Raw genomic sequence first — 26,554 nt, forward strand, 5'->3', positions numbered from 1 at the left:
TATCCGATTCCTGTGTTGACGCACGCATCGTCCGACTCGCTTAGAAGCGCGTTTGCAAGCCAATGCGCCCTATGAATTGCGACGCCGAGCTCGACGCGACCATCACGTCGTTGATCTGCGCGTTCGCTCCTTGGTTGGCCCGCTGATAGACGGCCGCGACATACACGTTGGTGCGCTTCGAGAAGTTGTACTGCACCTCGGCGGTCAACTGGTGCGCGTGGTTATCGTCGACAACGCTGTTGCCTTTCATGTACGAATACACGCCGCTGATCAGCCACGGACTGTCGAACGAATACGCGGCGCCCACTTCGGCCTGCCAGACGCCCGCGCCGTTCAAGTTGTTGTGCACCGTCGTGAAGAGCGCGGTCGTGACGACATTGCCAATGTGATAGTGCGCGCCGACGCCCCAGTTGCGCACGCTGTCTTGCACACCGGCGACGGCCGTCTTCGTGAGGGTGTACGCCGCGTTGGCGCCAAACGGGCCGTTCACGTAGTTGAGGCCGAAGCTTTGCGCGTTGCCCGCGCCGATCGATCCGGCCACGTTGCCGAAGCCATACATCGCGCCCGCCGAAAAGCCGTCGATGGTCGGGCTCAGGTATTTCACCGAGTTCTGCACGCGCTCGCCGGCCATACGGTCCCAGTCGAATGCGCCGGTCGGGTTGTTCGGCAGCGCGAGCTTCGCGAATGGGCCATTGCGGAAGTCGTAAACCCCTTGCGCGTAGAACGCCGCGTCGTCCAAACCGAAAAACAGCGAATCGACCATGAAGTCGTATTGATTGCCGAGCGTAATGCGCCCCCACTGCTGATCGTCGAGACCGACGTAGGCGTTGCGCCCGAAAAGACTTTGCCCCGGCATGAACGAGCCGGTGCCGAGTGTGAACTGATTCGTCAAATCGAATACCGCTTTCAAGCCCCCGCCCAAATCTTCCCTGCCGTCGATCTTGAGCAGATTCGGCACTTCGATGCCGTCGTCGAACTTCACGACACGGCTTCCGCCTTGATTGCTGACGTAGGAAACACCGCCATCGATCAAGCCGCTCAAGGTCACGCTGCTCTGCGCGAACGCGTGGCACGCGAACAGCGCACAGGCCGCCGCACAGACCGCTTTCAACTTCATCGGATTCTCCTAACCTGATATGAAAGTCCGGCAGTCGTTTGCCGCCGGTTTGCTTAATGCTTGAGGGCCGTTTCGATGGAACGAGACGGCCCGTACGGACGCGCGAACGCACCGTAGTCCGGCCGTGAGGCCGCTCCGTTTGCTTGCTTGGAAAGCCGTGTAGATCGCTATCGCTGCGCAGACCGGGCTATCGATTGCCCGGCACGCGATGCATTGCGCGAATACGCCTAACGCTCAAACCGTATCGCGCGATACGCCCAGCGTTTCGGCAACGCGGTTTTCGCGCTTGCGCGGCGCCGTTTCGACGAGAAACACCGACACCACCGCGCCGCCGATGAGCCCGGCGAGCGCAAAGTCGAGCGTGAACGCAAGCCCGAAATGCTGAGCGATATAACCCGCGATCACAGGCGCCAGACCGCCGCCAAAGATCTCCCCGGTACCGGAAACGAAACCGACCGACGACGCGACGAGCCCAAGTGGCGCCGCTTCCGTCGCAATGGGTCCGCTCAGCAGCCCCAGCAGGCCGAGCGCGAACACCGAGATGCCGAACAAGAGCGCAAACAAAAGCTGCGGATTCGCGCCGGTCTGCGAAAAGACGTAGAGCAGAAACGCGGCGCCGACGAACGCGATGAACGCCGCGGCGCGGCGCCCGATGAAGTCCGAAACGCCCGCTACGCCAAACGAGCCGATAAAGCCGCCGAAACCGATTGCCGATACGACAAAGCCCATGCTTTGCGTGTCGAGATGAAGCACTTCCACGAGGTACGTGGGCACCATCGCGCTAACGACGAAAATGCCGGCCATCGCGCAGAGAATCGCGAGCGTCGCGAGCAGAACGTTGCGGCTGCCGAACAGCGCGGTCCAGCGCGCCTTCACATGCCCCGCATCCGATCCCGGCAACTCGCTCTTCGGATGGTCACGCAGCATGGCTGCAATCAGCGCAGCGACGATCAGCCCCGGGATCGCCGAAATCATGAATACCCAATGCCACGACGGCACGACGCGCAAGAGCTGCGTCGCGATGATCGGCGCAAAGCCCAGACCCAGCAGCGAGAACATGCTCAATTGCAAGCCCTGGTTGAAACCGCGCCGCGACGGCAGCGACGCCTCGCCGGTAGCCGCCACGCTTGCGGGCGTGAACGCGCCTTCGGCGACCCCCATGATTGCGCGGATCAGCATGAGGCTCCCGAAGCTGGCGGCGAGGCCCGACAGGCTCGACAGCAGCGAAAACGCGATCATCGTGACGACGAGAATCTTCTTGCGGCCGATGCGATCCGACACCGGCCCCATCGCGATCGCCCATACGCCCCATGCGACGCTGAGAATGCCGATCAGGCTGCCGAGCTGCTGAAAGTCGAGCCCCAGGTCGCGCATCATGTGCGGAAACAGCGGCGCGACGATCCAGCGGTCGAGGCCGACGAGGCCGAAGCCCAGCGCCAGCAGGATGAGCGTTTTGCGCTCATAGGCCGTGTCGTGGTGGGGATTAAGGTTCATGTAAGCGTCTCCAATCGTTGTTCCTGGCGATATAGTTATTTTACATATTCGTTATAGATCATAAGTTGTTTACGTGCGAAAGCAAGCGCGCTGCGCTAAGGGAAAACGCTGAACGGGTTCCGGGGCCAGGTTCGGTCGCAAGGAAGGCCATGGAGATCGCGTCAGGAAGCAACGCGTGGAGACGTCGCTGCCCCGGTGCCGGGATCGGTGTCGTGAAGATGAACGGCTGGGGATTGACGGGGAGGCGCGTCAGACGCGCGAATCGCGACACCCGGCTAAAGCATCGTGGTCAACGATCTTCGTGGCGAGCCGGATGGTGGCTCAGAGCGCTGCGCGCTGCGGACCGCCTGTCGCTTCACGGCCGCCACGCCGCCGCTCGCGCAAGATCAAGACAAGCGAGATCAAAGCGAAGGTGGCGAGGCACACGGCGGGAATCAACATCGGCGCCTTGGTGCTTCCGCTGATTTGACGCACCCACGGCACGAGATTCTGCGCAGCAAACCCACCGATATTGCCCAGCGAATTGATCGCGGCGATGCCCGCCGCCGCGCGTGCGCCGGTCAGGAATTTCGGCGGCAGCGTCCAAAAGCATGGCAAGAGCAGGTACATGCACGGTGCGCCAAGGCACAGCGCGACGAAACGCAGCGTGTTGGTCGGCAAAAATACGCTGCAAAGAAAGAACACCGTTCCCAAGAGCGCGATGCACAGCATCGCGACGATCGTGCGATGACCGGCGCGCAGCTTCGACGGCAGCCACGCGAGCATGATCGTCGCCGCGAGCCAAGGCAGCGTGTTGAGCAAACCGTTGGTCGTGTTGCTGACGCCGAAGCCTTTGACGAGCGTCGGCAGCCAGTAGCTCACGCCGTACACGGAGATCGACAGCATCATGTAGAAGAACGCCATGCCGAGCACTCGCCGCTCGATCAGTACGGAGAGCGGAGTCGAGTGAACCGTGCTTGTCTTCTGCGCGAGAGAGCGCTCGGCATCGAGCGTCTCCGCAAGCCAGGTTCGTTCGTGGTCGGCAAGAAACCGCGCTTTCGCAGGCGAGGCCGGCAGCCAGCGCAGCACGACCCCTGTCAGCAGCAACGACGGCAGACCCGTCACGATGAACACGAGCTGCCAGCCTTGCAACCCGAAGAGCCCGCCCTTGTCGAGCAGAAAACCGCAGATCGGCGCGCCAAGCATATTGCCGAGACTGCTGCCGACCGTGAAGTAGCCGAGCATCCGCACGCGGTGCCGCGCCGGGAACCACAGCGTGAGGTAATAGATGACACCGGGATACAGGCCGGCTTCGGAGGCCCCTAGCAGGAAACGCAGCGTATAGAACATCGCCGTGTTCTTCGTAAATGCGAGCAAGATCGTGACGGTGCCCCACGTCAGCATGATCCGCGCGATCCAGCGCGGTGCGCCGTATTTATGCAGCATCACGTTGCTCGGCACTTCGAACAGCAGGTAGCCGATAAAGAATAGCGACGCGCCGAGGCCGTAGGCCGTCTCGCTCAAGCCGAGACTGTCGAGCATCTGCAGCTTGGCGAAGCTGATGTTCGCGCGATCGATATAAGCGACGAGGTACAGCAGGCCCACCAACGGCATCAATCTGAGCGCAAGGCGGTTGATCAGCCTTGCTTCGTCGTTTGCCTGCGTATCGGTGTTCACGATGTCTCCTGCACTCGCGCGGTTGCGCGAGTGATAGTGTTCGAACCGCGTGACGCCTTGCTGAACTTCTTCTGCCGATCTAGCGTGCCTAATTCAGTACCTAAGCGCTTACGTTTTGTTCGCACGCCATTGCGCGTAAGCGGCAAGCGTCGCCTCGTCGGGCGGATAGGTCCCCCGCAGCGGCGCCCCCGCTTCGATCCGCTCGGCGATGAAGGCTTCCAGCCGTTCCTGCTCCGTCGCATCGCGCGCCACGTCTTCTGCGAGATGGCGCGGCACGATCACGACACCGTCGCCATCGCCGACGACAATGTCGCCCGGATACACCGCCACGCCGCCACAAGCGATCGGCACGTTCATATCGACGGCGTGATGTTTAGCGAGATTGAGTGGCGCGCTTGCGCCTGCGCAAAAAATCGGCAGGCCGAGCCCGGCGATGGTGCTGCTGTCGCGCACCGGGCCGTCCGACACCATGCCCGCGACGCCGCGCTGCTTGAGCCGTGCCGCGAGAATCGAACCGACCGACGCCACGCTGCGCTCGCCTCGGCAATCCTGCACGAGCACGCTGCCGGCGGGCGCCGTCTCTACCGCTTTGCGCTGCGGGTGATCGGGGTTCTGAAACACGCCCAAATGATCGAGATCTTCGCGCGCTGGAATATTGCGCAGCGTAAAGGCCGGGCCGACCAGATTCGGCGTGCCGGCGGCCGGCTTGACAAGCGGCGCGACGCCTTGCAAAAAAACGTTGCGCAAGCCGCGCTTGAACAATTGCGTCGTGAGCGTCGCGGTGCTGACGTGGCGCAGTTGCTCGAGCGCAGCATCGCTCACCGCAATATCGGATGCGTTCATGAACAGGTCCTGATCGAGTGGAGGAATCGCAGGCTTGCTGCGGCCTTGAACGCCGCAAAGCAACTGCGCTCGCCGAGCGAAAGCGTCGCAACGCTCAAAAAGGTACCGGTACCATTCGCAATCGTCTGCTTAGGGATTACACGGAGAAAGAGGCGCAAACGCGCCCGCACAGGCCGCGGCGCGAGAACCACATCGATCGATCACGAAGCCCGCTCGACGCAGGCTTCGTGTGCGCCAAGAAGCGGCAGTCAAGAAGCAAAGAGAATGAACGGCAACGTCGCCATGAGATAGACGGTAAGGCCAATCATCGGCAAGCCGAACGCGATAGCGATAGCGGCCAGGGCCGCCCCCGCCAAGACGAGCACTCTCAGTTTCTGCTGACGCCGGTGCTTCGCTGCGAGCGGGTTCGGCGGCACCGGCAAACCGCCGCCGTTTTTATCGTTCTTCTCTTCGCTCGCGTGCTTCCAAAACGTCAGGCCAAGCATGACTTTCTCCTACGACATGCAAACCATTTTCGCGCGGAACGAGCGGAGAAAGGCGTTAAGACTCGCGAACCGGGCGTAAACCCGGTGTAAATAATGCCGCCTCGCGTTCGAATCTTTATGCAATTTTTGCGGACGACGGCCGCCTTTTTCTGAAATCGATCGGCATCGGCGGGTAATGTTTTCGTCAGTTACATCGACGAAAACGCTAACAACCATGAACAACAATTTCGGCGATCGGCTGAGCGCGCGTTCGCGCAGCCTTCGCAGTTTTGTTCTTGCGGCAATCGTAGCCGTCGGCTTGAGTCACGGAATCAGTTACGGCGCGGATGCTTCGGGCGCCGCTGCTTCCGATATCGCGCCGCCCTCGAGCTCACCGCTCGCTCCCGCGTCCGATGCGGCGCAAGACCGCACTCCCACAGCGGAAGACATCGCGACGGTACTCAACGTCCGCTTTCATATCGGCCTGCAAGAGTCGCTGAAAATCGGGCATGCCGTGCTGAATGCGGCGAAACGCGACACGATATCGCCGTTGTTGCTGCTCGCGGTGATTGCGGTCGAATCCAATTTCGACCGCTTCGCGGTGAGCGTGGTCGGCGCGAAGGGCCTCATGCAAGTGCTGCCGTCGCAGCACCGGGACCGCGTGCAGCGCACCGCCGATCTCACCGACGCGGGCATCAACGTCAGCATCGGGTCCGCGATCCTGCATGACTATATCGAGGCATCGGACGGCGATGTCCACGACGCGCTGGCCCGCTATAGCGGCGGCGCGCGAGGCTACGCCAGGCGGGTGACCGATCGCATGAACGTGATTAAGACAGCCTTCAGCAATACCGCACACAACAACGCCTTCGCATCGCCGGCGGCGTTGAAGTATTGACCAGGGCGGCACCGCATTTTTCCATGCACCGGCCGCTTTTTTGCACGACGTTTATGCGGCTGTGCGTACTCTGGAATCAAGCTGATCAACCCGGGCGCTTTCGCTTCATACCATGGCTTCCACTCAATGGCTCAAGGTCGTGCACGCCGAATCCAGCGCGCCGGCACAATCGGTTTCGCGCAACAACGTCATTCGGTTTCCTTCCTCTCAGCGGATCTTGCTGCCGGTAAGCCTCCACTATGCGTCGCCCGAGCAATCGCGTGCGCAAATCCGGGCGCTGCTGCACTGCCCGCTCGGCGTGTACGTAGCCGGCATCGAAGCCGTACGCGGCGACGTGCGCGTGCTATTCGACATCGCCGCCGAAGACTTCGACTTCACCTTGCACACGTTGATCGCCACGCTGCCGCAAGCGACGATCGGACGGCTCTCGCGGCGCAGTGTCAAAGCCGCAAGCAGCCGCGCTTGACTCGTCCTGCTTTGCGCCAAGACGCACCTTGCCGTTCTCAGGGACTGCCTTTAGGCGCACCACGAGATTTGGCAAGCGATTCCAGTAACGCGTTGGCTTGAAGCGCCACCGTCTCTTCGAAATCCGCCGAGACCGGCCGGTCGTCCTGCATCGAAAGCAGGATGTCGACAGCGTGCTTGAATACTTGCGCGACTTGCGCCGTCTGATTCGAATTTTCGGCAAGCGCTTGAGCAAATGCAGCCTGTACCGCCAGACAAGCCGCCAAATGCTCGATACCTCGTTCGAGGCGGGAGATTCGAGCTTCCATTTTGCCGATGGGCATGTGAGTTCTCCGGCTGCCCGGGAAGGGGCGGGCCAGCAAGGTTCAGCTAATCAGAATGCTGCAAACGTAGGGTGATGTGCCCGCCTCCGTAAGCAGAAGGCGGGCCTGGTAAACAAAATCGACGCCTTGCCGAGCGCAAACGCGTCAGCCCGTGGTCCCGGTTCCGCCCGTACCGCCCGTGCCACCCGTCGCGCTGCCCGAGCCCGTCGTACCGCCGCTGGAACCGCCGCCGAGCGGCGATGACGCGCCGGCGGAAACAGCAGCGCTCGACAAGCTCGATGCCGGCTGCCCGTTGCTCGTGATCGCGCCCTTCGTTTGCAGCGTGTCGAGATCCGAGTCGGCGCCCGTTTGGCCCGGCGTGAACGACACCGTGAGGAATGAGCTCGTCGAGAGCGTCACGCCGTACTGGCTCTTGATAAGCTGCGCGACGCTGTTCTGCGCGTTAGCGATCGCGGTGCTGTTCGTCAAAGCGCCTTGATACGTCGTATTCGTCGTGATCGCACCGAGCAGACCGTTGAGCGTCGTGCCGAGTGACCCGGCCATATAGCTCAACAGCAGCTCCGTAAGCGGCGTGACGTTGTACGTTCCCGCGCCGGAGGCGAACGAATGGACCGTGGCCGTACCGTTCGTCGCGGTGATCACGCACGGACCGTCGAACGCAAACGTTGCCGAATACGCACCGCTTGCGTTGGCCGTCGTGCTCGACGAACCGCTCTTGCAACTCAGCGTGATCGAGGCATTGGCCATGGCCGCACCCACCGCGGCCGTACCGCTCACCGTACCGGACGGCGCGCTTCCGCTGCTGCCGCCGCCGCACGCGGCGAGCAAACTGGTTGCGAGCGCAACGGCTCCGAGCTGCAGCGAGCGCTGCTTAGCCGCATGAAAAAGCTTCATCGTTTCTCTCCCAGGAAGAAATTACTTGCAACTGGCAGGCACCCGCGCCTGCTCCTCGCCTACACCCTGCAAACCGCCACTGCAGTCGCGCGTCGACGCGTCTGCCGCCGTTCCATCGACCACCGCCGGATGCACATCCGGTTTCGGTGCGTCGCCATCTGGCGCGGCGTAGCGCAAATACGCGTCGCGCATCCGGTATAGCTGCGTGCTGAAATAGGCGCCGCTGAAGCGCCCTTGATTGAGCAAGTTCTGTTGCGTGCTGTAAGCGAAGCCCAGGTTCTCCGCCGCGTTGGCGCTCAGATAGTTGGTCGAGCCGACCCGCGTGCGGAAGTCCAGTGAGAACTGTTCGTCTCCGGATACCTGTGTGATGCCCGGCTTCATGCCCTGGCGTGGCGTGAGCGGGAAGCTGATCGTCGCGCCGACGAAGCTGCCCTGACCGCTGTGCTCGCCATGCACGCTGATCGCGACGTCGTCGAACCAGCGCGTGAGCGTAATGAGCGGCCCTTTGTCTCCGCCGACGTAGCGCGCGACGCCCGCCTCCACCCAGACGTTCCATGAAGGCTGGACCCAGCGGTAGGTGAGCTCGGCATTCTTCACGCTCGGCAGCGTGTCATGGCCGGGCTCGTGATGCAGATACGCGAGGCGCAGGCGCACGAGATCGGGACGTCCCGGCACGAACGCCGTCGTCTCGTTCTCCACGCCGACGTAGCTGTAGTCGAATTTGCCGAGCGCCGCCACGTTGAAGATCCGCGGCATCACCCAGAAGCTTTGCGCCAAGGCAGCCGACTCGAGCCCGCCTTTCAAGCGGTATGCGCTAAAGACGCGGCCAGCGTCCATGTTCTTCGTGTTGTAAAGCGGCGCAACGTAATTCGCGTAAAGCTCCGCGCCGCGCCAAAGCGGCACGAACCCTTCGATGTTCGCGCCAAGCGACAAGTCGAAATTGCCGTACTCGGTGCCGTACAGATAGCTCGCAATCGGCGAAATGCGAATGCGCGTCAGTCCGTGAGCATGCTCGTTGCCGTACCACGCAATCGAGTCGGCGTCGTAGGTCAGGCGGGTCGTCATCGTCATCGATGTACTGGCCGGACCCGGCGCGCCGCCTGCAATGAATTGCGCGAATGCGGCGCGGTCCACGATCACTTCGCCTAGCGGTTCGTTGGCCTTCTTGATCACGGCGTGAATCCGCTCGATGCCATTCGGCGCGTTGGCGCTCGCCACGCCCAGCACGATACCGAGCGCATCGGCTTCGTTCTGGTTATAGCGGTGATTTTCGTATTCGACGATCAGGTCCTTGCCGCTGACGCCGACGCGCACACGCTCTAATCCGGCGCCCGTCAGCTTGCGGAAGATCACGTCGAACGCAGAGGTCTCCAGCGCGTCGGGAATGGCCGATGTGTGAAGGTCCGCAACCGCCGGCGTTGCGTCGTTGACGACGGTCGATGCATAAGATTGCGGCGTGGGTACAGGCGGCCGTATGTCTTGCGCAAGCTTGCCCGTATCGGCCGTGACCGTCGGCGCAGCGGGGAGTGGCAGTTTCCCGAGCTTCTGCGCCTCCTCTCGATACGAGTCGGACACGTCGACATTCGGCAGAGCCTGCGTCTCCTTGCAAAGACCGTCCCCGCAGCCTTGTGCGGTAAACCGCTTACCCAGCGGGATCTGAATGCCGATCGATACCGATGTGCGAGGCGATACGCCGTCGGTTTTTCTGAGCGATCGCATGACCGTACCGATCACACTCGCGTCCGCGAGCCAACGGATCGCCGGAGACTGATAGCGCACGCCGGCATAGGGCGTCTTCGAGTCGTCTTCCGCAAGCAGCGACAAGCCGGTGTTCCAAAGCGACAGTTGCGCGCCGCCGAACAGGCCGTTTAGGCGATCGCCCGTGCCGTAGCCGATCGTCAGCGTCGCAGGCCCGAAGCTTTGCGACACGACGCCATACGTCGAGCGGAAATAGTGCGTTTGTCCGCCGATATCCGTCATGCCGAACGCGATTGCCGGCTGGTACTCGAACAGCTTGGGCACCTCGAGCTTGACGTTCGCCATCAGGTGCCGAAAGATGAAGTGGTCGGCGCCCGGAAAATGCGCAGGCACATTGCCCGGATAGTTCGCCAATCCGCCGGACGCTTCGACATAGGGCAGCAAGCCAACCGCGCCCCAGTACACCTGCGAGCCCGTAGCCTGTTGCCCGAAGCGCGGATCGATATAGTTGTTGTACTGCCCCTCCACAACCCCCTCGGGCAAGGCAAACGCGTATGGAATAACCAGTCCGCCGGCTTGACCGAAGGCATTCAGCGCCGGATCGGAAGCATGTGCCGACGCCGAAAGCGCTAACGCCGCGCCGAGCGTCAATGCTTTCGGTGTCGAGGGCGGTCGTTGTGCGCGCAATCTATTGGGCATTTATCCTGGGAGTTGCTTACGTTGATCGACCGCCGCCCCTCGTTCCGAACCGGCAAAGCGAAACCACGCGGCCGTCGTGCCGCCGACAAACGGAATGGGGAACTATCTGGAGTTCATCGTGCCCGCCGACGAACGCTCCGCCATTCAGCGGCAGCCAATTCACGCGGACACGCTTTAAGGTTTCAGTCAATCCGCCGCATTGGCATTCGCATGAGCACATCGAATGAGCGCCTGAAATAGGCGTATGCCAGACCTCGCGTACAACAATTGATGCGTTGCACGAAAATGCGGATAACGGTTCGCATGGTAAAAGGCGAGATAGGGCCTATTCAGTCAAACAGTTGGCGCAATCCGTCATATGCGGTGTTCATGACGTTTTCCGCCATGCGTTCGTCTAGCGATCCCTCGATCGCTAAACGAAACGGGAGCAACTCACAGGGTTGACCTGGTTGCTCGATCTATCTGGACTCCTTGGCGATTTGATCAACGGCCGATATCGGCCGCTAAGACACGACACGCCGCGAATGTCGTCAAACTAGAATGGCGAGTTAGCGACGGCACGCACGGCGCATCGTTCGATTGCGAGAGCAGCCCGTCATGCCGTGTCTGGTTGCTCCGCGTCGCTCGCGCCCGCGTTGGCGGCGCGATACTCGGTCGGCGTTAGCGAGAACCGGCGTCTGAAAACGCGCGACAACCGCTCGCCGCCGCCCATTCCGCAGCGACGCGCAATCTTGTCCACCGGCAAGGTGGTCTCGATCAGCAAGCGGCACACCGCCTCGAGACGAATGCCTAGCAAATATTCCGAAGGCGTCATTGAAGTCTCAGCCTTGAAACGCCGCAAGAAGGTGCGCTCGCTCATGCCAGCGCCTTCCGCCGCTTGCGCGATCGAAATGGACCGCTTGTAGTTTTCGCGCAGCCACTTCGCACCAGCCCGTATCCGGTCCGTCCAATCCGATTCGTCGCGTTCACCCTGGCCGGCCTCGCCCACCCCGACGTGCAGCGATTTCATTCGCTGCAGCATCTGCGATTCGATTTGCTTTCTCAGATCGCCCTTGACGAGCGACAGCGCAACGGCCAGAGAACTCTCGACGTCGCCGCCAAAGGGAAAGGTCCGTCCGCCCGTGCGGCTGCGCACGCGCTTCGCAGGCGGGCCGACGGGCGCTGCCGCGTTCGTCGTCACCGCCTCCGCAGACGTCACCGCCGCATGCAGTTTCCCGTCGCGGTCCCACTTGACGACACCAGCCTTCGCCAAGAATCGGCGCAAAGATTCGATGACGTGCGGGTCCTCGGCCGCGCGCGACGCATTGCCGCCTCCGATCACAAAGACGCCATCCAGCTTCTCCGCCGACCAGTCGCGGATCGACTCGGTCCATACTTGAATCGATAACGAATCGATCACGTATCCGCCCCTGACGGACAACACCGTAACCGAGAACTGCTTGTCTCCCCGTCGCATCGACATGGCCTCGCTGGCCCGGTTTGCTCGATGAAAAACCTCGACGACCAGGCCAGCTTCCATCACCGAAAACCCATCGAATACGACTACAGCGATTTTCGACTCGGTCTCTGGGGCAAGAGGTGCCGAGGATTGCGATATCGCTTGGCGATATCTCATATGGTTTGTCTGTGGTTGCATACTGCCCCCGTGGCGCAATCGATCTGCTTCTTCTTTTCTTGTGAAGCGCATCTTACCTACCCCGCCAATGCGGTCGATTGCAGCTGGCGACAATTGGCAAGGTTTTGTCCGAATAGGCAAAATCTTCGATTTCGAAAGAAACCGTAATTAAATTAACCGCCTTATTGAATTTCAGGCGCGGCCTCGCTTTCGCATTGCATGGCGATGAGAACCGGTGCCGTTCGCGCGAAGCACTGTATTCGGCGCAACGTGGCACCTCGGCCAGGCGGACCGGTGCGGCACCGGCCGCATCGGAAAAAGCGGCGCGCCAATGTCAAGGCTTCGATTCGATACCGCAGGAAAAAACGGCAACAATTTGTCTGAATAAGGCAATTGCTTTGGTTTACCCTAAATTGACCCAAAAAAAGTATGACGCTCGCCATTCAACTTCTCGCGCGCGTCAGATTCCTTTTTACATATCGGCAAACAATACGCAACTGCTCTGTTGCGGAATTGGTAAAGTGGAACTCACCGTGATTGCTCCAACAATACTGATTGAACCGGTGGCACGCGGCGTTCGTCTTGAAATCCTCTCCAATGCCATATTCGCGCTGCGCAAACGTTCAACTAGTCCGGTTTACATCGTTACTCGCGCGGATTACGCAACGGCCGAATTGACGAAATGGCTGGATTCGGCCTGCCCTAATCTGTATTTCGTACCGTCGAGTGTCGATCTAAGCACCAATACGGGCCCCCTTGGACTCGAACAGTTCGCATCGTTGCTTGACACTTGCGCGGAAATCGTCGGTCCCGACGACCTCGCCAATCTCATCTTCCTAAGTGCGGACGACTACTTCGATGCCTTCATCGCCCATGCCGTGGCGCTGAAGCTGCGATTTGCAAAAGCTCGCTGCTTCGCCGTCAGACACCGCAGCGAGGACCTCTTTGCGCCGCGGTGCGCGCCCGCAGAGTCGAGATGCATCGCTAAGGACGCGATCGCGTCGCTTGCCGAAGCCGACGTCACGTTGATTGCCTTTCACGAGTGCCTGGAAGGACGCACAATCGGACACCGCCCCATCATCGTGCTTCCAGACCCATGGTACGGACACCTCGCGCCCGAACAGCGCAATCGCGCACGCCGGCTGTTCGGTTTTACCGACGAGACGCTGGTCATGGTCACATTTACCGAATCGTCTCCGAGCGTCAATGCGGCTCAATGGGTCCCCGCAGCTCGAATACTCGCCAGATCGCCGCATACGCATCTCGCGCTCGTCGGCCGCGTCGAGAAGGCCCATCAACCGATGCTCGAACGCTTCGGCAGCCGGGTCACGCAAATGGGCCCGCTATCGGACGATGCCAAGCAACGTTGGCTCTTGGCAGCTGCAGACGTCGTACTCATTCCGCGCACTGTTGCGCTCGATGGCGCACGGCTCAACGATTCCACACATGCCAAGCCGCCCTCGTCACTCGCCCTGCATGCCCGCACCGCCGGTTTTGGCGTTGCCTTCGATAGAGAAGCCATGCGCCAGATAACGAATAGCGTGGAGTTCCTCCATCGCTTTTCGACCCACGAAATGACCATGCTAAGAGGCACCCTTGAGCGCCTCGCTCATGATCGCCTGCTTAGCGTATTCCGCAAGCGCTTCCTTTCGGCCATTTTGCTTGCAGACCAGGCCTAAGGCTCGCTCGCTTACCGATTCTTTCTCGCGCTCAATCTGCGTTGTGCCGGTTTCCGTCAAAATCGGCGTGCTTTCCGCCACATGCAGCACGAGTCCCCATTGAGCGTTCTATGCTCACCCCGGCTCTTACGGCAAGCGTGTGAACATCGATCGCTTGACCGAGGCATTCCCGGAATCCCGGCTTGCCATGGCTTAGGCACTCGCAAGCGCGCTTCCGGTTTCAATCACGGTGACGACATTCGGGAACTCGTATGTTCAAGGTTAAGAAAGCCGTATTTCCTGTAGCTGGACTCGGTACCCGCTTCCTCCCTGCGACCAAGGCGAGCCCGAAAGAGATGCTGCCGGTCGTCGACAAGCCGCTGATCCAATACGCGGTCGAAGAAGCGATGGCCGCCGGCATCACCGAAATGATCTTCGTGACGGGCCGCAGCAAGCGCGCGATCGAAGACCACTTCGACAAGTCGTACGAGATCGAAGCGGAGCTCGAAGCGCGCGGCAAGGACAAGCTCCTCGAGCTCGTGCGCAGCATCAAGCCGAGCCATGTCGACTGCTTCTACGTGCGCCAGCCGGAAGCGCTCGGCCTTGGCCACGCGGTGCTGTGCGCCGAGAAGCTCGTCGGAGACCACCCGTTCGCGGTGATCCTCGCAGACGACTTGCTGTATGGCGAGCCGCCCGTGATGCAGCAGATGATCGAAATGTTCGACCACTATCACAGCTCGGTGATCGGGGTCGAAGAGATCCCGCCATCGGACACGAAATCGTACGGGATCGTGGCGGGTAAGAAATGGGAAGACTCGATCATCAAAATGACCGGCATTGTCGAAAAGCCGGCACCGGAAGTCGCGCCGTCTAACCTGGGCGTGGTGGGCCGCTATGTCCTGAAGCCTCGCATCTTCGATCACCTGCGCGCGCTAAAGCCCGGCGCTGGCGGCGAGCTGCAGTTGACCGATGCGATCCAGTCGCTGCTCGCCGACGAGCAAGTGCTTGCGTACAAGTACCACGGCACGCGCTTCGATTGCGGCAGCAAGCTCGGCTATTTGAAGGCAACGGTCGAGTTTGCGCTAAGAGGTGTTAACAAAATGAGTTTTGCAACTGTCGCCAGCAGATGATGCAGCAGGCCAGCTTCAGGAAAGCTTCATGAATAAACGCCAGGCGCTCGAAGCGGATGCGCAGTCGTCGGAAGTTGTGAAGCCACGAGATAGTGCGCTCGACGACCCAGCGGGTTTTGCCCAGACCGCTGCCGTGAGGCTGGCCCCGCCGCGCTATCTCAGTTGCAATGCCGGCGGCATGTAACGGACGTCGGTATTTGTCGTGGTCGTAGCCCCTGTCACCTTGAACGATTTGGGGCTTCGATAGCGGCCTTCCACGTTTGCCGCCGATCGGCGGGATTGCATCGACCAGTGCCTGGAGCTGGGTGACGTCGTTGCGGTTGGCGCCCGTCAGGATGACCGCGAGCGGGATGCCCTGCGCTTCGGTGATGAGGTGGTGCTTTGAACCAGGTCGCGCGCGGTCGGCGGGATTGGGTCCCGTTTTTGACCAGCGCCGACCGCACGGATTGAAGAGGAGTCGACGATGACCCGGGACCAGTCGATCTGGTCGGCTGCGCGTAACCGCGCGAGCAGCACTTCGTGTAGCCGGTCCCATACGCCGGCTTCCTGCCAGTCGCGCAGGCGCCGCCAGCAACTCATGCCACTGCCGCAGCCCATCTCGCGTGGCAGCATGTCCCAGCGCAGACCGCTCTGGAGGATGAATAGGATGCCGGTGAGCACCGCGCGATTGTCCAGCGGTTTGCGCCCGGGATACCGCGAGCGCCGGGGTTTGGGCGGCGGCAGCAACGGTTCGATGAGTGCCCAGAGGTCGTCGTCGAGTATGGGTCTGGCCATGTCCTTTTCGCCGTCGAAACAACGAAAAGGTTAACAGGAACGATCGAAAGTAAACAGCCCCAAGCGTCATTTTGTTAAGGCTTCTAAGGCATCCGGAGGTGAGCGCCGAGTTCAATGCTTACCTATATGACTATCTGGCTGGCCTGCAGGAATCGGTGCGCTCCTTCATCGCACCATCGCTCTGCGCTTCCAAAGAGACGACGTTCGATTAGCAGTTCTAAAGCGGCATAAAGCCGTAAATACAGCTTTACGAATCGTTACGAAAACGTTTGCGCGCAATTTTCAATATTACTTATGCGCGTTGATTTACGAGGCCAATTTTCATTTCTTTAGGGATTGACGCTATCCGACAACATGTTGGCAATTTCGGCCATTAAATATTGATAAGGGCTATCCCTAGGTACGATCGGCTCGTTCGATTAATCCGACGCAAAGACGATCGGAACGAGACCACCAATTTGCCGGGGAAAGTGAGATGCAGTGCTTTGCCGAAATTCAACGGAATGCCGTATTGCCGCTTATCCTGCCTGACACGCGCCGTGCAAAGCGTATCGGCGTGGCGTTGTTCAATGGCTTTGCACTTCCCGGCGCGGCAGCAATCGTAGAGGTATTCCACTCGGCAAATGCATTTGCCGGCTCGGCGCAACGTGGTAGCGCGCACTACGAAGTCTGTTTGCTCTCGGCGGCTGGCGGCAGAATCGCCAGCGCGTCGTCCGTCTTCGTCTGGACAGAGAGCGTCGAGACACTGCGCAATACCGACGATTTCCACGCGCTCTTCATCGTCGGCGGCATCGGGGCCGCCAACGCATTGCGCGACGAGCGGCTGGTCACGTGGCTACGCCGTGCCTATCCTCGCACGGAGCTGATCTTCCCGATCGCCGAAGGCCGTTTGCTCCTCGAAGCGGCCGGCTTCGGGCAGGCCGCAAATGGGCGCGGCTATGGCGAGCGCGTCGCCAAGTCCTTGCGCAACGTCGCCAGCGGCGCCCCATTGGCTGAGCCCGCGGACCCGTTGCGTATCGCGCTGTCGGTGGTTCACGAGGACCTCGGCGCGGAAACCGCACGCCAGATCTCCAACTGGATTGCGCCTCCGGCAGAAACCCAATTCACCTCCATCGTGCGCAAGAACGCGTCGGTTTGCGTCAGCGAGAAAATTCAGGAGTCGGCTCGGTGGCTCGAGGCGAACGGCGATCGGCCGATTGCCATCGACGACGCCGCACAAATCGCCGCCATGAGCGAGCGCAATTTCCTAAGGCGCTTCAAGATGGAGATGGGGGTCACGCCATCCGACTACCTCTTGTACGTGCGGCTCGACATGAGCTGCCGCCTGCTCGTCGAAACCAATTTGCCGGTCGACAAGATTGCTCGGCGTTGCGGCATCGGCAGCGGCGGACGGCTCTCGAAGCTGTTCCGCAAACACCTCGAAACGACGCCGACGGAATACCGCGCGAGCAAACGGCTAATGGCGAAATCCATATAGGACGCTCGCCAATCCGGCGCCCAGCGATTGCGATTCCGGAGGGGTCCCATTCCCCCATTTTGCCCGCCAGTTTCATCGGCGGGTTTTTTTTATAAATTTTAGAAATACGTTTATGCGAACTTTCTTGTTTTTTTCGGACATCGCCATTCGCGGCCATCAAGGCGGATTTGGCGAAAAATGAAAATATCTGGTCCCCTTTCGCCACCCTGCCCTAAAGCCGAATTCTTTCGGTAAAGATGCGTGCTCGTGGGTCTCTAACTCGTATTCACGAGCAATAGGCATGCAGCGTCGCGCTGCTTCTCGCTATCCATTTTTTGCACCTCGGACACATGAAAGTCACCATTGTCGGAACAGGCTATGTCGGGCTCGTCACCGGAGCATGCTTGGCGGAATTAGGCAACGATGTGTTGTGTCTCGATGTCGACTCGGTCAAGATCGATCAGCTCAACAACGGCGTCGTACCGATCTACGAGCCTGGCTTGTCGGATGTGATCGAACGCAACCGCGAGGCTGGACGTCTTCGCTTTTCCACCGACATTCCGGAAGCCGTGGCGCACGGCGATATTCAGTTCATTGCCGTCGGCACGCCGCCCGATGAAGACGGTTCAGCCGATCTGCAGTATGTGCTCGCCGCCGCGCGCGGCATCGCACGGCATATGAACACGTTCACGGTAATCGTGAACAAATCGACTGTGCCCGTCGGCACCGCGGACAAAGTTCGCGACATCGTCATGCGCGAACTGGCCGTTCGCGGTGTCGAATCCCAATTCACTGTCGTCTCCAACCCCGAGTTCCTCAAAGAGGGGGCCGCGGTCGAAGACTTCTTGCGCCCGGACCGCATCGTGATCGGCTGCGACCTCGATGTGCCCGGCCTGCGCGCGAAAAGCCTACTAGAGCAGCTCTACGCCCCGTTCAATCGCAACCATCAACGCACGCTATTTATGGATGTGCGCTCGGCCGAGTTCACCAAATATGCCGCCAATGCGATGCTGGCGACACGCATTTCGTTCATCAACGAACTGGCCAACCTGGCGGATCGCGTTGGCGCCGATATCGAGCAGGTGCGCCAGGGCATCGGGTCCGATCCGCGCATCGGCTACAGTTTTCTATACGCAGGGTGTGGTTACGGCGGCTCATGCTTTCCGAAGGACGTGCGTGCGCTGATGCACACGGCCGGCGAGCAAGGCATGGAGTTGAACATTCTCGCCTCGGCGGAGTTCGTCAACGAGCAACAGAAGATGGTGCTATTCGACAAAATCCGGCATCACTTCGATCACTCGCTGGAAGGCAAGCATTTTGCTGTCTGGGGACTCGCTTTCAAGCCCAATACGGACGATATGCGGCAGGCAACCAGTAGAGCGCTGATTGCCGAATTGTTGCGCGCAAGGGCGACAGTGAGCGTCTACGACCCTGTGGCGCTTGACGAAGCGCGTCGTACACTCGCCGATGATCTCGATCCTGATAGCTACGAGGGCATTCGATTCTCCAGGGATAGAGACGCTACCTTGCAAGGCGCCGATGCCCTCGTGATCCTCACCGAGTGGAAGGAATTCAAGAGCCCGGACTTCGCGCACATGAAGGCGACCTTAAAGAACACCGTCGTGTTCGATGGCCGGAATCTGTATGACCCGGTGTCGATGAAAAAGGAGGGGTGGACGTACTACACGATCGGGCGAGACGCGGCAAAGGATGGGATTGGAGGAGGAAACGGGCCGTTCCTCCCATAGTGGATTGCAGTGGATGAAGCAGCATCTGACTCCGCACTTGTTTCGCGAATCTTCTAGCCGAGGTAGTCGCGAGAGTCCGATACTTTGCGTGCGAGGCGTGCTAACGTTTCAAGTGAGGCTGTCTCGCACGCCTCGGGCGAACCCGCCGCGAAACTCGTTCTCCCGATCGTTGCGAGCGGTCGCACCCGTTGCCAAGCGACCTCGAATTAGGGGCTTCCCCCAAAGGTGGCAGCCCCTCATCGCTAAATTTCAAGCAACATGCGCTCGAACTCTCCAACCTGCCGATCAGGAGAAAAGTACGCTCGGCGCTCAACACATCGCGCCGAAACATGGTCGTAAAAACTCGAATCCACGGCCAATCGATGAATGATCGCCCCAAGGGACGCCACATCTCCGCGCCCCACGACCAGTTCCTTTAAATCTCCAAATACCTCCGGAAGCCCGCCGGATGCAAACGCAACAGTCGGCTTTGAAAACTCCCATGGCTCAAATGCGACATTTCCAAACGGCTCATCCCACATCGAAGTCACCACGACAACATCGACCAAAGAATAAAAATCTTCCGGTTCGATGAAACCGAAATACTTAATCCTAAATCCACCAAATTCTTCTGTTAACTTCTTCAAAACACCGTCTGGATCGCGCCCAGCAACATATATCTCCACATCGCTTAGCCCAGACGCTTTTACCGCCTCAAAGCATTCTCGCACCCCCTTCTCCGCCTCAATGCGGCCAATAAATCCAACAATGAACGTGCCATCGCGTTTTGAGACATTACCCGCATTCCTCATCGGTGGCCTGGAATTATGAATTACCGACGCCTTTGAACCCATAAAGCAATTATTTTCGATATGTCGATTCAAGGCGAAATTACTGACTCCAACCACACTCGTCACAAAGCGCGACAGCTTCCCTTTTGGAAAAGAGGCAACCGCACATGATCGGCAAACGCCCGAACAAGCCCGCCCATTCTTGAACATCGTGGAAGACGGACAAATCATCCAGTAATCGTGAATGACATGAACTATCGGGATCCCATGAAGCTTCGCAGCAAGCCAGATCGCCGGCCCAATGCCCTTGATGTTGTGCGTGCACAGCACATCGAATTTTCGCCCGCGAAAATATAAAATTGCAGCAATAAATACAAAAGGATTAAATATATCCACAATTGAAAAAACAGTCTTCCTTATCCAGCTACGGGCCCCACGATAAAATTGATTGTATATATTGAAATTTGGTAGCGCGAGTACATCAACACCCTTCCAATCGTAAACGACTCTGGAGTGGGTATCGGAAAGAGATAAAACCGAAACCTTATGTCCCCTTTCCTTCAGACCTCCAGCCAGGTAGCTGACAGTGAGCTCAGCGCCCCCAACCACCGACGGGGGAAATCGATTGGAGCACAAACAGATATTCATTTTTTCACCGCGCGCGAGTGTGTTTTAACGATCAGTACCAACCAGAATAATGCGAGCGATGCAGCACTCCCGATAGAAGGCGAATATTGAATGTAGGAACGAGGGAACAGAAATGGTGAAACAACGATGGCCATCACAGTAAGAATTTGCTTGATAAGCAACATGCGGTATTGCTTAGCCGCAAACAGCCAAGCGCTGAACCCTGAATCGGCAAACACGACTACCGAACAGAACATTGCGACATTTAATATGGAAATTCCCGATTCAAACGCATGTCCGTATATCGCCAAAAAAACATACCGCCCGATAAAGAAATTTCCAATGCTGCCGGCCACCGCCAACGCCGCCAAATACGTACCGAGCATCAGCGCACCCCGTCGGATTTCCGCACCGGACCGCATCCCAAACACGAGTTTCGGGGCGAGCGCCAACGCCAACGTTGCGCCCATCATGTTCCACTGTTCGACAAGAGAGGCCGCCGCCGCATAGACGCCTAATTCCGCCTTCGATATTAGTGAACCTAGCAAGATTCGATCGATACGCAGCAAAAAGATGCCGGCAGCGATGGCCGGCCAGAGCTTAAGCCCTCTCGCAATCAAAATACGCTTGACGGCGTCCGAGTTGCGCAGATGCCGCGGCTCTGCAATAGCAAGCGCCCGATAGCGAAAAAATGGCGCCGCCGCCGCGACACATGCTTCGATTGGCCACGCGATCGACGCAACGGCCGCCCCCAGAGACGCATGCGCCGCCAGATACAGCCAAATTACGCGCGCGCTGCTCGCATATGCCTTCGCCCTGGTTACGATCCACGGCCGCGAGTCGACATAGGCCATCAGCGCCCCAAGGGAAATGGGCTCGGCGAACATGGCGAGGCCCGCGATCAAAGTAAGCTCGAGGCTGTGGGGACGTATGATCAGCAGCACGATTCCGGAAAAAATAACAAATACCAGGACCGTGACGGAAAGCCTCAGCCGGAACGCGGAATAGAAAACCAAATGCCGCAAAAGCGTATGCCTACCCAGAATGGGGCTCACAGACTGGGCGCTGAAGATCAACGCCGCACTTCCGACGATATACGCCAAAGATAGCGCGTATTGCAATTCACCAAACAATGCTGCTCCATACATTCGAGCAAATAAATAATTACTCGCGAATGCAGCCAACATTGCCACGATTTTTTCCGTCGCCACCCCCGACATTGACGAAACGGCTAAGCGCGCGATATTCCTCACGCTCGCACCCGCCATCCGACTTTACCCCGTTCGGCGCCTGATTCGAACAAGAAACACCAAACAACCGTCAAAGTCACAAAAAACAGCATTCTTATTCCAAAAATATTCCAATATTCGCCCTGCTGCATGCCGAACGCAGCATAGTAAGACACCTTCGTCACAAACCAAAGCCCAACGACACCTCCGCGAATAATAAATCTGATTTGCCAACCACACAAAATCCCTAATAAATATCCTGTGAAAAAGACAAAAATTGCACCGCCCAGCATTCCGAACCAAAAAACCGGAACGGCCATTTGCCCCATCGTGAAGGTGACATTATCCGTAACGTATGCATCCATCACGCTTGGCAAACCATAAGCGACCATTAAGTCGCGCAGGCCGCTAAGGTGCGTGTAGTCGTCAAATGACGGAGATGACCAGTTAATCAAGGAGCCGAGGAAGCGGGCAAACGCGTGTATTCCGCCGAGTGCAGGCGCCGATAAAAAACCGGAATCGCCATCCACGACGTACCAAGCCTGCCCTTGCAGCAGGAATCTGACCAGAACCATTTCATCAACATCAAATCCTTGAGCTTGGTAGGCGTAATACACCGAGACCCCGCCAACGAGAAGCGCCACCAAAGCGCCGAAGCCAAGATAGCGGAGAACGGGCTTTTGTTCGATCACGTTGATCGCTACGACCGGTGTTAAAACACTCAAACAGTATTGCAGGGTAGCCATAAACTGTTCGCCGTGAAGCACGCTAAGTAGCGCCCCCACTGCAGCCAGCACTACGGCAAGCCAGCGCTGCCACCCTTTCCCCGCCGCGATCAAAATGCCCAAAAAAATAGCCATGAACATTCTGTTGTTGAGAAAGGTCGAGAACAGTAACCCTCCCAAGCTCGAGCTATCGTTACGCAAAGCATAACGATTTACCCCTTGCAAGAACGCAAACCCCTCGAGCGCTCCCGCTCCCACCCCAGCAACGACAATCAGGCACACCAACGCGATTCCTGAATACAGGTTTTTCCGGCTCGCAATTGCGGCTGGGTATACCAAGCCGCGGCTTTTCTTTTCGTCAAATGTTCTATCGAAGCCAAGAAACGCGGCCGCGACAAATACTATATAAAACAACAGCAACCGGCTAAACGCACCATCCGGCTCGCCTAAAACACCCGTTTCTGTCAGCAGCCCCCCAGCCTCTGTGCCAATCCCCGCAATGAACGCCGTCAGCGCCAGCATCAATAGATACAGAATTGATATTGCGAAAACCGGGCGAACAATAAGAAGAACGATGGTCGCCGCCGTCGCGAGAATAAATGTGACCGGCGCACTAAATTCGTTGAAATTGGTGTACGGAAGGAAGCTATTGACGAGTACCAGTAAAATCAAAATTATGGCTGTCCATAATTTCACCGCCTTCGCATCACCGCTCTCCGGCTTCATTTTTCTCATATATCAACGATAATAAAAAATCAGCCCGGCAACCGCGCATCTTTTCGGGCACTACCGAAGAAATTTGCGAAGGTTTGATTTAGCTTTTCCCCTACGACCTCGATCGAAAATCGCTTGGCGTTCTCTTGTCCCGATACCACGAGCGCCGCGGTGAGCTCCTCGTCAGATATCAATCGCGCGAGCGCGTCGGCCCATGCCCCGCCATCCCACGGTTGATCGATCGACATGAATGTCTCCCCCATGTTATCCCGGTACACCGGCAGTCCGGAGGCCACCACCGGCAACCCGGCAATTTGGGCTTCGATCACCGTTCTGCCAAATCCCTCATGTAAGCTGGGAGAAGCGTAAGCATCAGAGGCCAGATAAAATCTCTTCAAATCGTCGTCGTCGACCTTGTCAAAAAAATATGCATCGACTCCGGAGTTTCTCGAGAAATCCTTGCAAATTTTCCTATTCTCCGCATTGATCGGCTCCCCAACTCGAATTAGGGAGATCTCCCTCAGCGTGTTTAATCTCGACACTCCGTCGAAAAGTGCAAAGTTGTTCTTCCGTCCTTCGTCGGATCCGACATTCAATATTACAAACTTATTTCCCAGATCCAATCCGAATTTATTCTTCAGAAACTCTCTCGCGAGATACTTCCCCAACCCACTTGAATCATCGAAATATCGATTATCAAAAGGGCATGGAACTACCCGTAACGTATCCGCCTGGACGTTCGTATAACTGACCAGATCGCGTGCTGTCGCCTCAGAAGGGACCAGCACCAAATTCGCATACGAAACGATATGTTGCAGCAAGCGCAGATAAATTGATTTTATATATTCCACTATGCCATCAACCTTATTTCGCACTGCAACATGATGAAAAATAAGACAAGCTTTGCCACCAGCAATACGGATAAATGGGATTAAGTGGCACATATCCTCCTGATAGATCACCACTAGGTCGGAGGTGCATGCAGCCCTTATCGCCAAAAATGGATAAACGAGAAATTGCCATAAGTAACGCTTAATCGACCGTGCGTTTGCTGGAATGCTGATCTCATCAACGGTGACCCTTTCGAAACCCTTCAAGGAACGAATGAGCAGCGCACTATGCTGCCCGACGCCGTTCCATGAACTCGAGCGCGGCCCTAAGAACCATGCGATTTTCATCATTTCCCTTTCTGCCTAAGTCGTTTTCCGCTCCGAAAACGACGTTCTAGGATCTTGTCGGAATGCCGCAGGTAACAAATAACTGCAGCATCGACATGGCGAAAATATGATCGATGATGTCGCCGGTTTATCTGTCCACAGCCCCATAGCGATACGCACCGCCATAGTATTGGTACCGGTACAGATATCCATAGCGCATTGTGGACGGCGAGAAGCCATTAAATACAAGGCCATCCACATTGCAACCGATCTTCGCCAGGTTAGAAAGCGACTCGACAACCTCGGGATAGCTCACCTTGTTTTGACGCACGACCAAGGCCGTGGCATCGGCGTGCTTAGAGAGCAACGCCGCGTCCGGCACCGGCAGTACCGGCGGAGAGTCGATCACAACCACGTCGTACTCTTGACGAGCGATACGGATCAACTCCTCCAGCGCGCCGTTCCCAAAGAGCTCGGCAGCCTTGTTCGTTCTCTTTCCGACAGGCAGAACATCCATATTTTTGAACAGCGTCTTCACACTGCTTTTGAGATCGGCAGCTCCTTGCAGTACGCCAACTACGCCGGCACCGTTTCCGACGTCCACATATCGGTGAACAGTCGATTTCCGCAAATCAGCATCAAGCAAAAGTGTTTTCATCCCCTTTTCCGCGAGCAGGTAAGCAATGTTCGCGGAGGTCAAAGACTTGCCTTGCCCTGGAACTGCCGAGGTCACCAGGATCACCTTGCCGTCTTTCTTCTCCGCCAAGGCAAATTGCAAAGCAAGAACCAGGCTTCGCATGGATTGCACCAATGGCACATCACTCATCTGTTTGCTGATCAAGAATGGCGACTCGCCCTCTCCCTTCGCTAACTGTTCCTGCGAAATCGGAAGAATACCGAGCGTTTGACTTCCCGTTACGGCTTCGAGACGCTTCGGGTCGCGAACGCGAGCCGATACGACGGCAACGGCCTGCGCGGCTGCAAATCCGAAGATGAGCCCCAAAATTCCCCCAACGGCGACCATCAATACTTTGTTAGGGCTTACCGGCTTGTCCGACACAATTGCGTAGTCCACGATCGAGGCGTTACCGATCGTTCCCGCCTTTGCAATCTGCAACTGCTGTGCGTTGTTAAGCAAACCGACGTACAACTGGTTGTTGACTTCCACGTCTCGCGCAAGACGCAGGTATTGCTGCTGGGTAAGCGGAAGCTCGCGTATTTGCGAGTTCAAGCGCGACGACGACTGCTCGATTTCCCCAAGCTGTGCATCGGCTGCACGCAACAGCGGATTGTCAGCCCGGTACTTCGTTGCCAGCTGACTCTTGTTCATCTGCGCTTCCAATTTCGACTTCTCGATCGTCGCCGACTCGTCCAAAAGCAGCTTGATCTCACCGCCTATGTCAATGCTGCCCTGCCGGTTTCTGAAAGCATTGAGCGCCGCCTCAGCACTCTGCAACCGATCCTTCACAACGGGCAGTTGCTGTTCCAGAAACTCGAGGCTTCTCTCGGATTCCTCCGAGCGTCGTTTGACGTTCTGTGCAAGATATGCGTCAGCAATCGCATTCAACAGCCGCGACGCGTAGATTGGATTGTCGTCTTCATATGTCAATTTGATCACGCTCGACTGCCGCTTTGTCTCAACAGCAGTCAACTCCTTCAAGATCCGTTCGATACGGTCTTGCATGGAATGTCGAACGAGCCGAAATCTCGTTCCAGGCCGCGCCAGAATCTTGTCGAACTGCGCCCGGTAGCCGTTGCCGACTGCGAGCTGCCCGACCACGCCCTTAAGCAGCTCATCCCCGTCTTTGTCCTTAAGGACCCAGTGCTCATTGCCCGTGTAGTCCAACTCCAGGCGCTTCCCCTGCATCCGATACGGCACATCAAAGGTTTTGACGAGAACGATCTCCCCACCCCACGCCCACGAATCGATTCCAAACGGTGCATCCACGAGCCCGTTCTCCCTTCGCGGCAAAATGGTTCCCAGCCACCGGCCGATCAAAGGAAAGGTATTGATGACGGAAACGGTCGTTTGGGCACCGGTAGCCTCAATCGCCTCGCTCAACACCGACCGCGACCGTACGATCTCGATCTCGCCGAGAACTGGCGAATTTTCGATATCAAGCGCCTTGGCAACCGAAGACAACGAACCGAGTGCGCTGCCCTTCTTCTCCTCCACTTGAATAGTGGCATCGACCGAGTAAATAGGCGTTGCTATGAATACATACGCCGTCGTACATAGCAATATGACTCCAAACACCCATAAGAAAACAGATCGGTATGCGACGAGATTCTCAAGTAGATCAATCGGTGACAACCCCATCGAATCACTCTCAGCAACATCAACTCGATTCTTCTGAGAATTTACGGGGAAATATCCAGTAGCCATGCCTGATCTCAATT

Annotated in this window: 20 protein-coding genes and 1 pseudogene; 6 read left to right on the forward strand and 15 right to left on the reverse strand. The window is 58.0% G+C overall.

Translation table 11 applies throughout. From position 1 onward, the window contains the following. Positions 1-40: 40 nt before the first annotated feature. The 5 genes from FAZ95_RS34515 to FAZ95_RS34535 form a co-directional block, all read right to left on the reverse strand. A complete protein-coding gene (locus tag FAZ95_RS34515; RefSeq protein ID WP_137336870.1) occupies positions 41-1,117 on the reverse strand; it encodes a porin in 1,077 nt (358 codons plus the stop codon). 234 nt (positions 1,118-1,351) lie between these two features. Then, a complete protein-coding gene (locus FAZ95_RS34520; RefSeq protein WP_137336871.1) occupies positions 1,352-2,611 on the reverse strand; it encodes an MFS transporter in 1,260 nt (419 codons plus the stop codon). Positions 2,612-2,932: 321 nt separating this feature from the next. After that, positions 2,933-4,267, reverse strand: coding sequence for an MFS transporter (locus FAZ95_RS34525; RefSeq protein WP_137336872.1), 1,335 nt, complete (start codon positions 4,265-4,267; stop codon positions 2,933-2,935). Between the two features lie 108 nt (positions 4,268-4,375). Continuing rightward, positions 4,376-5,110, reverse strand: coding sequence for a ribonuclease activity regulator RraA (locus FAZ95_RS34530; protein ID WP_137336873.1), 735 nt, complete (start codon positions 5,108-5,110; stop codon positions 4,376-4,378). 248 nt (positions 5,111-5,358) lie between these two features. Then, on the reverse strand, positions 5,359-5,595 hold the full coding sequence (locus FAZ95_RS34535; protein ID WP_137336874.1) for a hypothetical protein: 237 nt from the start codon (positions 5,593-5,595) through the stop codon (positions 5,359-5,361). A gap of 214 nt (positions 5,596-5,809) precedes the next feature. Here FAZ95_RS34535 and FAZ95_RS34540 point away from each other — a divergent pair, with 214 nt between their 5' ends. Further along, positions 5,810-6,472 (forward strand): lytic transglycosylase domain-containing protein, encoded by a 663-nt coding sequence (locus tag FAZ95_RS34540; RefSeq protein ID WP_137336875.1) that lies wholly within the window; start codon positions 5,810-5,812, stop codon positions 6,470-6,472. Positions 6,473-6,584: 112 nt separating this feature from the next. Further along, positions 6,585-6,938, forward strand: coding sequence for a hypothetical protein (locus FAZ95_RS34545; RefSeq protein ID WP_137336876.1), 354 nt, complete (start codon positions 6,585-6,587; stop codon positions 6,936-6,938). A gap of 37 nt (positions 6,939-6,975) precedes the next feature. On the opposite strand, the gene FAZ95_RS34550 is transcribed toward FAZ95_RS34545, so the two are convergent. The 4 genes from FAZ95_RS34550 to FAZ95_RS34565 all read right to left on the reverse strand — a co-directional run bounded on the left by FAZ95_RS34550 (position 6,976) and on the right by FAZ95_RS34565 (position 12,280). Beyond that, positions 6,976-7,260 carry a hypothetical protein gene (locus tag FAZ95_RS34550; protein WP_137336877.1) on the reverse strand — a complete coding sequence of 95 codons (285 nt, stop codon included), beginning with the start codon at positions 7,258-7,260 and terminating at the stop codon, positions 6,976-6,978. 144 nt (positions 7,261-7,404) lie between these two features. Further along, positions 7,405-8,154 (reverse strand): carboxypeptidase regulatory-like domain-containing protein, encoded by a 750-nt coding sequence (locus tag FAZ95_RS34555; RefSeq protein ID WP_175425836.1) that lies wholly within the window; start codon positions 8,152-8,154, stop codon positions 7,405-7,407. Between the two features lie 21 nt (positions 8,155-8,175). Next, complete coding sequence (locus tag FAZ95_RS34560) at positions 8,176-10,551, reverse strand: YjbH domain-containing protein (protein WP_137336878.1); 2,376 nt, start codon at positions 10,549-10,551, stop codon at positions 8,176-8,178. Positions 10,552-11,146: 595 nt separating this feature from the next. Next, positions 11,147-12,280, reverse strand: a complete 1,134-nt coding sequence (locus tag FAZ95_RS34565) for a GlxA family transcriptional regulator (RefSeq protein WP_137336879.1) — start codon at positions 12,278-12,280, stop codon at positions 11,147-11,149. 101 nt (positions 12,281-12,381) lie between these two features. Between FAZ95_RS34565 and FAZ95_RS34570 the strand changes: the two genes are divergently transcribed. Continuing rightward, entirely contained in the window at positions 12,382-13,845 is a 1,464-nt protein-coding gene (locus tag FAZ95_RS34570; RefSeq protein WP_137336880.1) for a glycosyltransferase family protein, read from the forward strand. 251 nt (positions 13,846-14,096) lie between these two features. Next, positions 14,097-14,912: pseudogene (gene galU, locus FAZ95_RS34575) on the forward strand (UTP--glucose-1-phosphate uridylyltransferase GalU); the annotation flags it as partial. 4 nt (positions 14,913-14,916) lie between these two features. On the opposite strand, the gene FAZ95_RS34580 reads toward galU, so the two are convergent. Next, a protein-coding gene (locus FAZ95_RS34580) for an IS5 family transposase (RefSeq protein WP_137336882.1) occupies positions 14,917-15,728 on the reverse strand; the annotation gives its coding sequence in 2 pieces (ribosomal slippage) (positions 14,917-15,380 and positions 15,380-15,728; 813 coding nt in all). Between the two features lie 475 nt (positions 15,729-16,203). Here FAZ95_RS34580 and FAZ95_RS34585 point away from each other — a divergent pair. Together FAZ95_RS34585 and FAZ95_RS34590 are read left to right on the forward strand one after the other, a co-directional pair. Further along, positions 16,204-17,205, forward strand: a complete 1,002-nt coding sequence (locus tag FAZ95_RS34585) for a helix-turn-helix domain-containing protein (RefSeq protein ID WP_137336883.1) — start codon at positions 16,204-16,206, stop codon at positions 17,203-17,205. Positions 17,206-17,534: 329 nt separating this feature from the next. Continuing rightward, positions 17,535-18,932: a UDP-glucose dehydrogenase family protein gene (locus FAZ95_RS34590; protein ID WP_137336884.1), complete on the forward strand. Its 1,398-nt coding sequence runs from the start codon at positions 17,535-17,537 to the stop codon at positions 18,930-18,932. Between the two features lie 242 nt (positions 18,933-19,174). Here FAZ95_RS34590 and FAZ95_RS34595 read toward each other — a convergent pair whose 3' ends face one another. The 5 genes from FAZ95_RS34595 to FAZ95_RS34615 all read right to left on the reverse strand — a co-directional run bounded on the left by FAZ95_RS34595 (position 19,175) and on the right by FAZ95_RS34615 (position 26,540). Continuing rightward, positions 19,175-20,350, reverse strand: a complete 1,176-nt coding sequence (locus tag FAZ95_RS34595) for a glycosyltransferase (protein ID WP_137336885.1) — start codon at positions 20,348-20,350, stop codon at positions 19,175-19,177. Next, the gene (locus tag FAZ95_RS34600) at positions 20,347-21,522 is read right to left on the reverse strand and encodes an MATE family efflux transporter (protein ID WP_137336886.1); all 1,176 of its coding nucleotides are present in this window, start codon (positions 21,520-21,522) and stop codon (positions 20,347-20,349) included. The genes FAZ95_RS34595 and FAZ95_RS34600 overlap by 4 nt, the downstream gene beginning before the upstream one ends. Before the next feature lie 56 nt (positions 21,523-21,578). Then, positions 21,579-23,009: a DUF6418 domain-containing protein gene (locus FAZ95_RS34605; protein WP_175425837.1), complete on the reverse strand. Its 1,431-nt coding sequence runs from the start codon at positions 23,007-23,009 to the stop codon at positions 21,579-21,581. 29 nt (positions 23,010-23,038) lie between these two features. Further along, on the reverse strand, positions 23,039-24,178 hold the full coding sequence (locus tag FAZ95_RS34610) for a glycosyltransferase (RefSeq protein WP_137336887.1): 1,140 nt from the start codon (positions 24,176-24,178) through the stop codon (positions 23,039-23,041). 124 nt (positions 24,179-24,302) lie between these two features. Continuing rightward, positions 24,303-26,540, reverse strand: a complete 2,238-nt coding sequence (locus FAZ95_RS34615; protein WP_137336888.1) for a polysaccharide biosynthesis tyrosine autokinase — start codon at positions 26,538-26,540, stop codon at positions 24,303-24,305. Positions 26,541-26,554 lie beyond the last annotated feature (14 nt).

It is taken from the genome of Trinickia violacea (assembly GCF_005280735.1).
In the GTDB taxonomy this organism is placed as follows: domain Bacteria; phylum Pseudomonadota; class Gammaproteobacteria; order Burkholderiales; family Burkholderiaceae; genus Trinickia_A; species Trinickia_A violacea.